The following is a 12,171-nucleotide window of genomic DNA, read 5'->3' as shown; positions in this document are numbered from 1 at the left end:
CACCTCTCGGCCCAAATACATCCCCAGCTTGCACACGGTTTCGTGCCCGATTGCTATCTGCCACCTCTTGACCCCGCGCTGCCCCGCGCCGATGCTGCAAAAAACCGATTTCAAACGGAGAGCCTATCCCATGACAAAGCATTTTTTCCAAACCGTATCCTTTGCCGCAGTGTCGGCCTGTTTTGCTGCCCCCGTCTTTGCCGATGTAACCGCCGATGAGGTTTGGCAAAACTGGAAAGAGGTCGGCGCGAGCTATGGCCAAACCTACACCGCAGGGTCCGAGTCTCGGGCAGGCGATACGCTGACCATTTCTGACCTTGCGATTGATATGTCCAGCGGCAGGCAACAGGTCAAAGGCACCATTCCACAGGTCGCGTTCCGTGAAACCGGCGATGGCCGCGTCGAAGTTACCATGTCTGACACGTATCAGGTGAATATGGCCAGCAAGGACGGGCCTGGCAAAGACACGGCCAGCACTCTTGTCATCACGCAAAATGCACTGGTGGTCACGGCCAGCGGAACGCCTGATGCGATTGGTTACGATGTTGTCGCCAATACTGTCGGCATCAAAGTGCTGGATTTCATGGTCGATGGCAAACCCAGCGATGTGAATTTTGACATGACGCTGTCCAAAATACTGGCGAATTATCAGGTAACGCCAGGCGACGTGACAGGGGTTAACTCTACCTTCGCGGCTGGGGAAATTGCCTTCAACGCCCGTGGCGAAAACCCTGAAAAGGGTGAAAAGTTTGATGTGGTCGGTAAAATGACGGGCATTGCGGGGGCATCCTCGGGGGCAGTGCCAAAGGCGCTGGCTGCGGGCGACATGGGGGCAATGTTGGCACAAGGGTTCACGACAGACGGGTCGTTTACCTATGATGCCGGTGGGTTCACCCTTGCCATCACGGACAAGGAGGGCAGCATCACCAATATCGAAAGCGCGTCCAAAGGCGGCAATCTGAACGTGTCGATGGATAAGGATCGCATCGCTTATGGCGTCATCGGCAAAGGTGTCGCGCTGAAAGCGTCCGGCTCTGCCATTCCGTTTCCGGAACTTTCAGCCGCCTATGACAATGCCGAATTCAGCCTTTTGATGCCAATCGCCAAGTCTGACGACCCCAAGGATTTTGCGCTGCACGTCAACCTTTCGGGTCTGACCGTGTCGGATATGCTGTGGAACATGATCGACCCCGGCGCCACCTTGCCACGTGATCCGGCCACGCTCGACATTGCACTTAGGGGCAAAGCCAAGCCTTTGGTTGACATGCTGTCCACAGATGAAATGGCAATGATGGGCGAAAAATCCCCGCTAGAGGTTTCGGCGCTGGATATTGACGCGTTGCAACTGACCGTCGCAGGCGCAGAATTTACCGGCAATGGCGCCTTGGCCTTTGACAACACCAAATCACCGCTGTTGGGCGGTGTTGCGCCGATGCCAACGGGCAAGGTGAACCTGTCCCTAACAGGCGCAAACACCCTGCTGGGTAAGCTGCAAGTGCTGGGGCTGGTCGATCCGCAGATCACCATGACCTTTGGCATGATGGCGGGTATGTTGGCCAAACCTGGCCCGACCCCAGACAGCTTTATCGCCGAGGTCGAAATTAAAGAGGATGGCACCATCCTGTCCAACGGCAATCCGCTACCGTTCTAAGCCGCGCTGGGCCAGCATTATGATACCGGGGCGGCCTTGGGGGCCGCCCTTTTCATGTCAGCGCCTTGCCATAGGGCGCGTGTCGGATTACCTGCGAGATAACATACCAAAGGATACTGCCATGACCCGTTCGCTTGAACAGCTGACCTCGGCACTGCTGGCCGCTGCCAAACGCGCAGGCGCCGATGCCGCCGATGCGATTGCCGTCGAAGGGATCGCCACCGCGATTGATATTCGCGCAGGCGCGCTGGAACAGGCCGAACGGTCCGAAGGCGTGGAATTGGGCCTGCGGGTGCTGATCGGGCAGCGACAGGCCTGTGTGTCGGTGTCTGATACATCCGATGCCACCATCCGCGCCGTGGCCGAACGCGCGGTCGCAATGGCACGCGAGGCACCGACCGACCCCTATGCAGGGCTTGCCGATCCGTCGCAACTGGCCCGTGACTGGGATATGGCTGCATTGGACCTGTGCGATTTGACGCCCGAGGTCAGCGCCGCCGTGCTCGAATCCGATGCCCGCCGCGCCGAGGCCGCCGCGATGGCTGTGGCAGGCATAACCCAAGTCGAGGCAAGCGCCAGCCAGTCGCGCCGCCAAATCCATCTGGCTGCCAGCAACGGCTTTTCGGGTGGCTATGCACGCTCGTCGCGTTCGGTCTCGGCCGTGGCATTCACAGGGTCGGGCACCGGGATGGAACGGGACTGGGCCGCCGAGGGTCGTATCCACGCCGTCGATCTGCCAAGCGGCGAAGAGATTGGCGCGCTTGCCGCCGCCCGCGCCTTGGAACGGGTGGGTGCGCGCAAACCGAAAACAGGGGCGTACCCCGTACTTTATGATGAACGCATATCATCGGGTCTGATCGGGCATGTGTTGGGCGCGATCAACGGCACGACCATTGCGCGCGGTTCTGGCTGGTTGCGCGATGCGCTGGGCACGCAGATTTTGCCCGCAGGCTTGTCGATAATCGAAGATCCCTTGCGCGCCCGCGTGGCCGGCAGCCGCGCCTTTGATGGCGAAGGCTTGCCCACCGCGCGGCGCGCAATTGTGGAAAATGGCGTGTTGATGGGTTGGGTGCTTGACCTTGCCACTGGCCGCAAACTGGGCATGCCCAGCACCGCGAATGCCGCGCGCGGGGCCTCTTCGCCGCCATCGCCGGGCACGTCGAATATTGATTTGACGCAGGGGACCAAAAGCCGCGCTGACCTGATTGCCGATATGGGCACGGGGTTGCTTGTCACCTCGTTGATCGGGTCGTCGATCAACCCCACCACGGGCGATTATTCGCGCGGGGCTTCGGGGTTCTGGGTCGAAAATGGCGAAATCACCTATGCGGTGAATGAAATCACCATCGCGGGCAACCTGCGCGATATGCTGCTGCGCATGACGCCAGCCAATGACGCACGGATGCATATGTCGACCCGCGTGCCGTCCTTGTTGGTTGAGGGGCTGACGCTTGCGGGTGCCTGATCTTGATGCCGATTTGGCGTTGCTGGTCACCGCCGCGCGCGAGGCGGGCGTGATTGCCATGCGCCACTTCAAACGCGACCCGCAGGTCTGGGACAAAGGCGATGGCGCAGGCCCCGTGACCGAGGCGGATTTGGCCGTGAACACCATGCTGGCGGACCGCCTGCGCACCGCCCGCCCCGATTATGGCTGGCTGTCCGAAGAAAGCCCCGATGGTACCGACCGCCTGTCCAAGCAGCGGTGTTTTATTATCGACCCCATAGATGGCACCCGCGCGTTTATTGATGGCCAAGACAGCTTTGCCCATTCGCTGGCAATTGCCGAAGGCGACCGGATCATCGCCGGTGCCGTGTTTTTGCCCGCCAAAGACCGCATGTACAGCGCCCATGCGGCATCAGACGCGCAGCTGAACAGCCAAACCATCCGTGCCACTGCGCAAACGGGGGTAGCAGGGGCCAGCGTTCTGACCTCAAAACCCAATATGGCCGCACAGCATTGGCCGGGTGGCGTGCCGGACCTGCACCGCGCGTTCCGCCCATCGCTTGCCTACCGCCTGTGCCTTGTGGCCCAAGGGCGGTTTGATGCGATGCTGGCATTCCGCAGAACGTGGGAATGGGACATTGCGGCAGGCGCTCTGATCGCCACACGGGCAGGGGCGGTGGTTAGTGACGGGGCAGGCGCCACGCTGCGGTTCAACGCAGCCGATCCGCGTACGGATGGCGTGCTGGTTGCGGCAGCGGGTTTGCATGCCGAATTGATTGCGCTTCGGTAAATGGTTTTTTTGAGTATTTTTGCAAAGATGAAATGCTGGGTTAAAGTGATTTGAGCGCTTTTGCAGCGGCTATAGCCAAGGCGGCGTGGCCCTCGGGCGCGTAGTGAACGCCATCAATAGGGCTGGTTTGCAGCACTGTGCCTGCATCCAGAAACCCCAGCCCCCGCGCCGCCGCATAGGCCCCCAGCACACCCGCCAAAGCCGCCCCTTTGGCCGCCCCGCCAATAAATTCGCCCGTCAGCGGCCCCAATTCCTGCACCGGCGGCGGCGCGATCAGCAATATCCGCAAGCCAGGGTGCCGCGCGGCCATATCGGGGGCCAGCGCCATATCCACCAGCCCTGCAATCCCCGCCACAATCCGTTCCGCAGACGCACCAAACCGCGTTTTCACGTCATTGGTGCCCAGCATGATCGTCATATACTCCAGCGGCCCGTGCGAATTCAGCGCGATCCGCATGCCGATCACCGCATTCATATGATCGCCCATCATCGGATCATCAAAACAACTGGTACGCCCCGGTAACCCCTCTTCGACCAAATCCCAATCGGGCCCCAGCAACGCCGCCGCCCGCGTGGGCCAGCGCGTCGCCGCGTCATAGCGCGCATAAACCCCGCGCTGCACAATCGGCGGGGTGCCATGGGTGTTGCTGTCACCAAAACACATCAAAATCGGCATCGCGCGGCTCCTTTGGGGTTAAACCACAAGTTACCGCGCCACTGCATCCTTGCAAAGCCCCTTGGCCTTTTGCCCGCCAATGCGCATATAGAGGCAACAGATATGACCAAAGAGGTATCCGATGTTGACGTTTGGCGACCAATCGGGCGCGGCACAACCCGCCCAAGCTGCAGATTTGATCAAGGACGGGTCCGAAGCCACGTTCATGGCAGACGTGATCGAAGGCAGCGCCGATGTTCCTGTGATCGTGGATTTCTGGGCCCCGTGGTGTGGCCCCTGCAAACAGCTTGGCCCAGCGCTTGAGGCGGCGGTGACAGCGGCCAAAGGTAAGGTCCGCATGGTCAAGATCAATGTGGACGAAAGCCCCAATATTTCGGCGCAACTGCGCATCCAGTCCATCCCCACCGTCTATGCGTTTTTCCAAGGCAAACCTGTCGACGGCTTCCAAGGCGCTTTGCCCGCGTCCGAGCTGAAAGCCTTTGTCGAAAAGGTTGGCGCACTTGGCGGTGATGGCGGCCTTGCCGACGCGATTGAGGCGGCTGAAACCATGCTGACCGAAGGCGACGCCGCCGATGCGCTGGAAACCTTTGCTGCGATTTTGGAAGAAGAGCCGGAAAACGTGCTGGCCTTTGCGGGCCTCGTGCGCGCCCACATCGCCTTGGATCAGGTGCCGCAGGCCGAGGCAGCCCTTGCCGCTGTGCCCGCCAAAATCGCCACTGCCAAGGAAATTGAGGCCGTGCGCGCCCAGATCGCCCTGATCCACCAAGCCGCCAACGCTGGCCCCGAAACCGAATTGCGCGCCGCTGTGGATGCCGACCCCGACAACCTGCAAGCGCGGTTTGACCTTGCCACAGCCCTGCACGCCAGCGGCAAGATCGAAGAGGCCGTGGAGATGCTGCTTGACCTTTTCCGCCGCGACCGAGAGTGGAATGACGCCGCCGCCAAGACACAATTGTTCACGATTTTTGATGCCTTGCCGCCCAAAGATCCGATCGTCCTGAAAGGGCGCCGCAAACTTTCATCAATGATATTTGTCTAAATGAAAATGCGGCCTAGCTGCTGATTATGAAACATATATCAGACCTCCCCGATACGATCCCGATCTTTCCGCTGCCCGGTGCGCTGCTGTTGCCCCGCGCTCGCCTGCCGCTCCATATATTCGAGCCGCGGTATTTGCAGATGCTGGAAGATTGCATGAAAACGCCCGCGCGCCTGATCGGTATGATCCAGACGCGTGAAGTGCCCGCCAGCGCGGGTGGCGGTGAGGCCAAGCTGCAATCCATCGGTTGCGCTGGCCGTTTGACCGGCTTTTCCGAAACCGAGGATGGCCGCTATATGGTCACGCTTTCGGGCGTGTCGCGATTCCGCTTGCGCGAAGAGGTCAAGGGCTTTTCCCCGTATCGCCGTGCAAAGGTTGACTGGCAGGGATTTGAACGCGACCAAGGCGGGGTTGAGGAAGACCCGGCCTTTGATCGGCCCGCGTTCATGGACCTTTTAAATCGATTTTTTGAATCGATGGAACTTTCTACCGATTGGGAGAGTTTAAGCGAGGCAGATGAGGAGTTGTTGATCAATTCGCTCTCTATGCTCTGCCCGTTCTCGCCCGAGGACAAACAGGCGTTGCTCGAGGCGCCAACCTTGGTCACGCGCCGCGAAACGATGGTAACATTGATCGAATTCGCCCTGCGTGGCGGAAGCGGCGAGGAGATAATGCAATGAGCGATAAAATCGGCCCCGATGGTACACCGCAAAACGCGCCGGTCATCGACCGCCGGATGCTTGAAGCGCTGATCTGTCCGATGACGCAGACCACGCTGTCCTATGACGCCGAGGCGCAAGAGTTGGTGTCAAAGGTCGCAAAAATGGCCTTCCCCATTCGCAACGGTATCCCGATCATGCTGGTGTCCGAAGCGCGGGCCCTGGATTAAACGGGTCGATCGAATTCAACGCGTCACGGAACGGGTTGGGTTTTCAATTCCGATGGCTTTCGGTCGGTAAGATTTAATCAAACTGAAAAAGGGGCGTGCTATGCGCAACATCTGGATCTATGCCGCATTCATTATCGCGGTTCCGGTGATCGGCGGGCTGATCGGTGTCAGCACCTTGCCGGGCGAATGGTATGCGGGTCTGGCAAAGCCGTGGTTCTCTCCGCCCAACTGGCTGTTCGGCCCGATGTGGACAACGCTTTACGTGCTGATCGGCTGGGTCGGTGCGCGCAAATGGCTCTACGGTGGGGCGGCGGGCCTGTGGTGGGGGCAAATGGCGCTCAATTTCCTATGGTCGCCAGTGTTCTTTGGCCTAAAGCAACCCTTGGCAGCGCTTGTGGTGATCGCTGCGATGTGGGTGCTGATTGCCCTGTTCATTCGGCGCGAATGGGCCAGTGACCGGTTGTCCGCCGCGCTGTTCCTGCCGTATATCGCTTGGGTCAGCCTGGCGACGGCCCTGAACACGGCGATTGTGGTTTTGAACTGACTGCGGGCGCATTCGGGCCGAACCGCCCTATAATGCGGCGCCGCCAATGCTTTTTTTGCACTGCTGCGGCCCGTTTGGATTGCCGCTATAGGCCGTCACTTTGCAGGTCTCACAGGTAAATTCGCGCAAACCACCGTCATGGGCGCGGCCTGAAACCCATTTGCATTGCTTGGGCTTGCGCATCCGGTCCCAAATCGGGTCAAGGGTGCGGTTCAATTCAGACCGTGCTTTGGCGCGCCCCCAGTGGGACCAGACAAAAAAGCCGATGCACAGCAAGGCCAAAACAAAAATGGGCATGGTTGGACCCTTTCTCTACGTTCAACAGCGGCCGTTTCGGGCCAATGCGGCCCTATAGCGTTTCGACTTTAACGTGACCTAACATACATCACATAACGCGTTGAAATCTTTGATTTCAGGCAGTGTTATGTGAGCAAGGTTTAAGTCGAAACGCTTTAGTTGTCGTTGATGTCGCGATCCCACATCTTGGCCTTACCCGCATGCGGGCCCAACAGCCGTCGCGTTACAAACCACGCGGCCAAAGACGCCAGTGCAAACACCAGTAAGGTGGCAGGCAGCGCATGGCCCAAAACCCCAACGCCGACCAAAACACCCGTCGCCACCGCGCCAATCGCAAACCCAAGAAAGATATATCCGGGCGCCAACACCTCTAGCACCCCCAGGGAAAACCCCAGTACGATCCAAACCCACCACATGCCAAACCAGCTCATTTGCGCCCCTGCAACATCTTGAACGCATCCCCAAACGCCTCCAGCGCCTGCGCGGGCACAATGATCGTCTGCTTGCCCGTCCCTTGCCCCACGGCGGTTAACGCCTCAACCTGCTTCAACGCCACCTGATACTGCGCCGCCTCAATCCCGTTCATCTTGATCGCCTCGGCAATCACCCCTGTGGCATAGGCCTCGGCATCCGCCAACACGCGCCGCTGTTCGGCCTCCCGCTGCGCCGCATAAAGCTCGGCATCCGCGTTCAACTCCACCGCCCGCTTCTTACCCTCGGCCTCCGTCACCAGCGCCCGCCGCGCCCGTTCCGCATTCAACTGCTGCAACATCGCCGTGCGCGTCGCATCATCCAAGTTGACATCCAAAATTTCGGCCCGCGTCACCTCGATGCCCCAGTCATCGACCAGCAACCGCACCTGCTCACGAATATTCGCCGCCACTTCGGCGCGGTTCGATTGCACCTGATCCAGCTCCATCTTGCCGATCTCGCTTCGCACAATCCCCGCAACCGTCGTTGCAATCGCGCCGTCCACATCGCGGATCCGGTACACCGTCTTCTCCGGCTCGGTAATCCGGTAAAACACGCTCGTCTCCACCGCCACCAACACGTTATCCGTCGTAATCGCGTCCTGCCGCGCCGTCGGCAACTGCCGCTCCAGGATCGAAATCTTATGCGCAATCTTATCCAAAAACGGCACGACAAAGTTGATACCAGGCCCCAGCACCGAATGCAGCCGCCCGAACCGCTCCACCACATGCTTTTCCGATTGCGGCACAATCCGCACCCCCAGAAAAATACACACAATGATGAACACGGCGACCGCAAGGTACACCGCATTGCCACCAATCAATTGCTCAATATCCATCGCACCAACCCTTTGAAATCCGTTCCGTTAAACATGGCGGCAATCCGCCCCCCACGCAAGAGGCCCGCAATGCTCCAAATCCCCATCGCCGAGATTGACGCCCACGCCTTGCCCCGCGACCGCACGGGCCTCGACCCGGACGCACTGGCTGAACTCCAATCCTCCATCGCATCAGGCGGCCTGCGCATGCCGATCGAGGTGTTCAAAACCGAAACCGGCTACGCCCTTATCTCCGGCCTGCGCCGCCTGACGGCCGTCACCAACCTCTGCGCCCTGCGCGGCACCACGCCCGAAATCGCAGCCTTCATCCGCACCCCCGAAACCCTGACCGCAGCATTGGCGGCGATGGTTGAGGAAAACGACATCCGCCATAACCCCAGCGCGTGGGAACGCGCCCGCATCATCGTCACCCTGCGCAATTCCGGCGATTTTGACACGCTCGACGCCGCCACCAAGGCGCTCTACCCCCACGCGCCGCGCCCCAAAGCCCATCGTCTGCGCAATGTGGCCTCGGTGGTTGATGTGCTGGATGGCGTGCTGACCGCCCCCGAACATTTGTCCGAGCGTCAACTCCTCCGCCTTTCCGCCGCCTTACGCGCCGATTTCACCGACCTGATCGTGACCGCGCTGCATGAAACCTCGGCCAATACGCCCGAGGGCCAATGGCAAACCCTCCTCCCCATCCTCCAAGAAGCCGAGCAGTCCTTTGACGACCCCACCCCCCACCGCCCCGGCCACCCCCGCAGGCTGCTGCGGCCAACGCGCGGCGTGGTGGTGCGCAGGGAAATGACCCGCGACGGCTGGGTGCTGCGCTTTACGGGGCCAGAGGCCACGGGAATGCTGATGGAGCTGGTGATGGACGAGGTGGAGCGGGTGTTTGGGTGAGGGGATAGTTCACCTGACCTTGAAATTTTCTTGGCACACACTTGAAAAGTTAAATTATTTCGACCTAGCGGGAGCGGCGGCATTCCACAGGTCAATTGTATTTCGACCGCGTATTTTTCTTAATGCATCATCTAGAAGTGCTACAAAATCAGAAGTGTCTTCAAAATAGTTACGGAAGGCTTCTCGAATATGGTAGGGGGTTTTTGCTCCGACAAGAACCGCATTTAGCGTTTCAGGGCGTGCTTCAATGGCAGAAATAGCTCTTAGTGCCTGAGGAAAGCTTGAAAACGGATATACGAACAATTGTCCATCATGAGTTCGTTGCAATATGCTGTTCTTTTCTAAGGGCCGGTAATTCACGGCAACTTGAAGCCCATGTATCATGGTCACAGTGCGTGTTTCTTCTTCCAACTCTGTGAAGCGATTAGCTAATTCAGTGTCAGTTCTATCCGCCAAGCACCCAACAGATTGTTCGTGTACTCTAGCAAAAATTTCGCTTGCTATCATGAATTGTTCGTATGCCGGATTGGCAGATTTTTGAAATTTAAACCTAGCGCTTTGAGTGTCGTCAAAAATTTCAACTGCAGTAGCCCACGCATGTTGCACAGCCGTTCGTAATTGTACCTCGAATTTTAACCCATTCCAAGCTGCCCCGCTTTTGGAATCGACGTGTCTTTCCATTACCTCATGTATGCCCCGATAACCTGTGTTTTTGGGGTTGGTTAAATAGTCAAATTTGTCCGTTTCATGTATGAGAATGTGCTGCGCTTTGGACAATCGCATTTGGGCACGAAATTCATGTATTTCTTTTACAGACCGGAAAATTGCCCTCACTCCTGCGATATCGTGCATCGTCGAAAGATCTTTTGATCGGCCAGTCGCAAGCTTATCAACTATGGTGTTGTATCGTTTTAATCGTTGTCCAACGATCGGTCGCTGAAGTTTATCCAGTCGGCGAAGCCACGCTTGAGCGGTGTTTAATACAGCGCCATGTGAAGTACGCCAGTTCTCCACGACGTCAAATTCCTCGCGGTCGATGTTAATATTCCAAAGCAGGAGCCCATTGTGGTTGTGGAATGTCTTGGCAATTCTCTTTCCCGCTGTGCGGACTCTATTTTTCGAATATTGAGGCGTCGGCCAAGCCATTATTGATCTCCAACGTAAGGCATCAACTCATACGTGTATGTTTCTTGATGGCTTGGAGCAACCCATAGGGTGCGCAGTCATTGTGTGCCACCTCATCCATTTCAACCCAACCGATGCAGGCAGTCCCAACCACCAACCCCCCACTCCACAAAACACCCAAACGGTTGGCTAGGCCCCACCCTACCCCCTACCCCCCCGTGTGTACGCATTAAAATCCGGTTAACAAAAATACCAAAACCCATACATATCAACACCTTATAAAAATGTCCGCGCGCGAACATCTGGGCCGTTTTCGGCCTGCCCGCGCCCTGCTATACTCCCCCCATGTTCAGCCTCTGCCGCGTCTGCCTTTCCTTTTTTGAAACCGGCGCGGCTCCGGCCCCGAAAAGATGCCCGGCCTGCCGCTCGCCTCGAATCCTGACCCATCCCGAACTCAAAACCCTTTCCATCGCCCATATGGATTGCGATGCTTTTTATGCCAGCGTTGAAAAACGCGACCACCCCGAATATCGCGACCTCCCCCTGATCGTAGGGGGCGGCACGAGGGGGGTCGTTTCCACCTGCTGTTATATTGCCCGCATCAAAGGCGTCCGCTCGGCCATGCCGATGTTTCAGGCCCTAAAACTCTGCCCCGAGGCCGTGGTCGTGAAGCCCAGAATGGCCGAATATGTCGCCGTTTCCCGCGAAATCCGCGCCATGATGGAGGCGCTGACCCCGTCAATCGAACCGCTTTCCTTGGATGAGGCATTGCTAGACCTCACCGGAACAGCGCGCCTTCATGGTGCCCCTCCGGCGGTTTTGTTGGCCGGATTGGTGCGGGATATGGAGGCAAAGCTGGGGATCACTGGCTCGATTGGTCTGTCCCACAACAAGTTCCTCGCCAAGATCGCATCCGACCTTGATAAACCGCGCGGATTTTCGGTGATCGGGGTGGCCGAGACCGAGGCGTTTTTGCTGCCGAAATCGGTGTCGATTATCTGGGGTGTCGGGGCGGCCACGCGGGCCCAGTTGGAAAAGGCGGGAATCCGGACAATCGCGGACCTGCGGCGATGGGATCGGGTGGACCTTTCCGTCCGGTTCGGCAGCATGGGGGACCGTTTGTGGCACCTTTCGCGCGGCCTTGATACGCGGCGGGTCAGTCGGGACGAGCCGGTGAAATCCATTTCTGTTGATTGTCACTGAGAACTGACCCGGCATTGTCACCGCGATTTGACCCACCCATTAGTTATGTTCTCTATGTCATGATGGCGTCAATGCTGTTGCCTCCTTTCGCTTTTTCTTCGCTGTTTCGGAGCTGGCCTTGAAGCGGTAGCTGTCATTGCCAGTCTCGAGGATGTGGCAGCGATGGGTAAGACGATCGAGCAGTGCGGTGGTCATCTTGGCATCGCCGAACACGCTGGCCCATTCGCTGAAGCTCAGGTTGGTGGTGATGATGACGCTGGTGCGTTCATACAGCTTGCTCAGAAGGTGGAAGAGCAATGCACCGCCAGAGGCACTGAAC

14 protein-coding genes and 1 pseudogene are annotated in these 12,171 nt (G+C 58.5%); 9 read left to right on the top strand and 6 right to left on the bottom strand.

All coding sequences use genetic code 11. The annotated features are described in order from the left end of the window. The first annotated feature begins 130 nt into the window (after positions 1-130). From G560_RS0106870 to G560_RS0106860, 3 genes are all read left to right on the top strand, one after another. Positions 131-1,651 carry a DUF2125 domain-containing protein gene (locus tag G560_RS0106870; protein WP_022703576.1) on the top strand — a complete coding sequence of 507 codons (1,521 nt, stop codon included), beginning with the start codon at positions 131-133 and terminating at the stop codon, positions 1,649-1,651. A gap of 121 nt (positions 1,652-1,772) precedes the next feature. Continuing rightward, positions 1,773-3,116, top strand: coding sequence for a TldD/PmbA family protein (locus tag G560_RS0106865; RefSeq protein ID WP_022703575.1), 1,344 nt, complete (start codon positions 1,773-1,775; stop codon positions 3,114-3,116). Then, entirely contained in the window at positions 3,109-3,885 is a 777-nt protein-coding gene (locus tag G560_RS0106860) for a 3'(2'),5'-bisphosphate nucleotidase CysQ (protein ID WP_022703574.1), read from the top strand. The genes G560_RS0106865 and G560_RS0106860 overlap by 8 nt, the downstream gene beginning before the upstream one ends. Positions 3,886-3,925: 40 nt before the next feature. Here G560_RS0106860 and G560_RS0106855 read toward each other — a convergent pair whose 3' ends face one another. Continuing rightward, positions 3,926-4,561 (bottom strand): GDSL-type esterase/lipase family protein, encoded by a 636-nt coding sequence (locus G560_RS0106855; RefSeq protein WP_022703573.1) that lies wholly within the window; start codon positions 4,559-4,561, stop codon positions 3,926-3,928. Positions 4,562-4,682: 121 nt separating this feature from the next. Between G560_RS0106855 and trxA the strand changes: the two genes are divergently transcribed. From trxA to G560_RS0106835, 4 genes are all read left to right on the top strand, one after another. Beyond that, a complete protein-coding gene (trxA, locus tag G560_RS0106850; RefSeq protein ID WP_022703572.1) occupies positions 4,683-5,600 on the top strand; it encodes a thioredoxin in 918 nt (305 codons plus the stop codon). Between the two features lie 26 nt (positions 5,601-5,626). Next, on the top strand, positions 5,627-6,280 hold the full coding sequence (locus G560_RS0106845; protein ID WP_022703571.1) for an LON peptidase substrate-binding domain-containing protein: 654 nt from the start codon (positions 5,627-5,629) through the stop codon (positions 6,278-6,280). Continuing rightward, complete coding sequence (locus G560_RS18745) at positions 6,277-6,489, top strand: Trm112 family protein (protein ID WP_022703570.1); 213 nt, start codon at positions 6,277-6,279, stop codon at positions 6,487-6,489. Before G560_RS0106845 ends, G560_RS18745 begins: the two co-directional genes overlap by 4 nt. Positions 6,490-6,589: 100 nt before the next feature. Further along, positions 6,590-7,033: a TspO/MBR family protein gene (locus G560_RS0106835; protein WP_022703569.1), complete on the top strand. Its 444-nt coding sequence runs from the start codon at positions 6,590-6,592 to the stop codon at positions 7,031-7,033. Positions 7,034-7,060: 27 nt separating this feature from the next. On the opposite strand, the gene G560_RS0106830 is transcribed toward G560_RS0106835, so the two are convergent. The 3 genes from G560_RS0106830 to G560_RS0106820 form a co-directional block, all read right to left on the bottom strand. After that, entirely contained in the window at positions 7,061-7,330 is a 270-nt protein-coding gene (locus G560_RS0106830) for a hypothetical protein (protein ID WP_022703568.1), read from the bottom strand. A gap of 155 nt (positions 7,331-7,485) precedes the next feature. Next, positions 7,486-7,761, bottom strand: a complete 276-nt coding sequence (locus G560_RS0106825) for an NfeD family protein (protein ID WP_022703567.1) — start codon at positions 7,759-7,761, stop codon at positions 7,486-7,488. Next, a complete protein-coding gene (locus tag G560_RS0106820; protein WP_022703566.1) occupies positions 7,758-8,639 on the bottom strand; it encodes an SPFH domain-containing protein in 882 nt (293 codons plus the stop codon). Before G560_RS0106820 ends, G560_RS0106825 begins: the two co-directional genes overlap by 4 nt. Before the next feature lie 69 nt (positions 8,640-8,708). Between G560_RS0106820 and G560_RS18740 the strand changes: the two genes are divergently transcribed. Next, positions 8,709-9,524 carry a ParB/RepB/Spo0J family partition protein gene (locus G560_RS18740; RefSeq protein ID WP_022703565.1) on the top strand — a complete coding sequence of 272 codons (816 nt, stop codon included), beginning with the start codon at positions 8,709-8,711 and terminating at the stop codon, positions 9,522-9,524. Positions 9,525-9,578: 54 nt separating this feature from the next. Here the strand turns inward: G560_RS18740 and G560_RS18735 are convergent, their stop codons facing one another. Next, a complete protein-coding gene (locus tag G560_RS18735) occupies positions 9,579-10,670 on the bottom strand; it encodes a RelA/SpoT domain-containing protein (RefSeq protein WP_022703564.1) in 1,092 nt (363 codons plus the stop codon). 324 nt (positions 10,671-10,994) lie between these two features. Here G560_RS18735 and G560_RS18730 point away from each other — a divergent pair. Continuing rightward, positions 10,995-11,837: pseudogene (locus G560_RS18730) on the top strand (DNA polymerase IV); the annotation flags it as partial. Between the two features lie 72 nt (positions 11,838-11,909). Here the strand turns inward: G560_RS18730 and G560_RS0106800 are convergent. Beyond that, a partial coding sequence (locus tag G560_RS0106800; protein WP_022703369.1) for an ATP-binding protein occupies positions 11,910-12,171 on the bottom strand: 262 nt, incomplete at its 5' end.

Source organism: Pseudorhodobacter ferrugineus DSM 5888, from assembly GCF_000420745.1.
Lineage (GTDB): Bacteria > Pseudomonadota > Alphaproteobacteria > Rhodobacterales > Rhodobacteraceae > Pseudorhodobacter > Pseudorhodobacter ferrugineus.
The sequence above is the reverse complement of the archived record's forward strand: the minus strand, read 5'-3'. Positions and strand labels throughout refer to the sequence as shown.

Coding starts and splice junctions, on each gene's coding strand:
- G560_RS18745 (WP_022703570.1), top strand. CDS start 6,277: ATGAGCGATAAAATCGGCCCCGATGGTACACCGCAAAACGCGCCGGTC.
- G560_RS0106820 (WP_022703566.1), bottom strand. CDS start 8,639: ATGGATATTGAGCAATTGATTGGTGGCAATGCGGTGTACCTTGCGGTC.
- G560_RS0106870 (WP_022703576.1), top strand. CDS start 131: ATGACAAAGCATTTTTTCCAAACCGTATCCTTTGCCGCAGTGTCGGCC.
- G560_RS18735 (WP_022703564.1), bottom strand. CDS start 10,670: ATGGCTTGGCCGACGCCTCAATATTCGAAAAATAGAGTCCGCACAGCG.
- G560_RS0106845 (WP_022703571.1), top strand. CDS start 5,627: ATGAAACATATATCAGACCTCCCCGATACGATCCCGATCTTTCCGCTG.
- G560_RS0106825 (WP_022703567.1), bottom strand. CDS start 7,761: ATGAGCTGGTTTGGCATGTGGTGGGTTTGGATCGTACTGGGGTTTTCC.
- G560_RS0106835 (WP_022703569.1), top strand. CDS start 6,590: ATGCGCAACATCTGGATCTATGCCGCATTCATTATCGCGGTTCCGGTG.
- G560_RS0106830 (WP_022703568.1), bottom strand. CDS start 7,330: ATGCCCATTTTTGTTTTGGCCTTGCTGTGCATCGGCTTTTTTGTCTGG.
- G560_RS0106855 (WP_022703573.1), bottom strand. CDS start 4,561: ATGCCGATTTTGATGTGTTTTGGTGACAGCAACACCCATGGCACCCCG.
- G560_RS0106865 (WP_022703575.1), top strand. CDS start 1,773: ATGACCCGTTCGCTTGAACAGCTGACCTCGGCACTGCTGGCCGCTGCC.
- G560_RS18740 (WP_022703565.1), top strand. CDS start 8,709: ATGCTCCAAATCCCCATCGCCGAGATTGACGCCCACGCCTTGCCCCGC.
- trxA (WP_022703572.1), top strand. CDS start 4,683: ATGTTGACGTTTGGCGACCAATCGGGCGCGGCACAACCCGCCCAAGCT.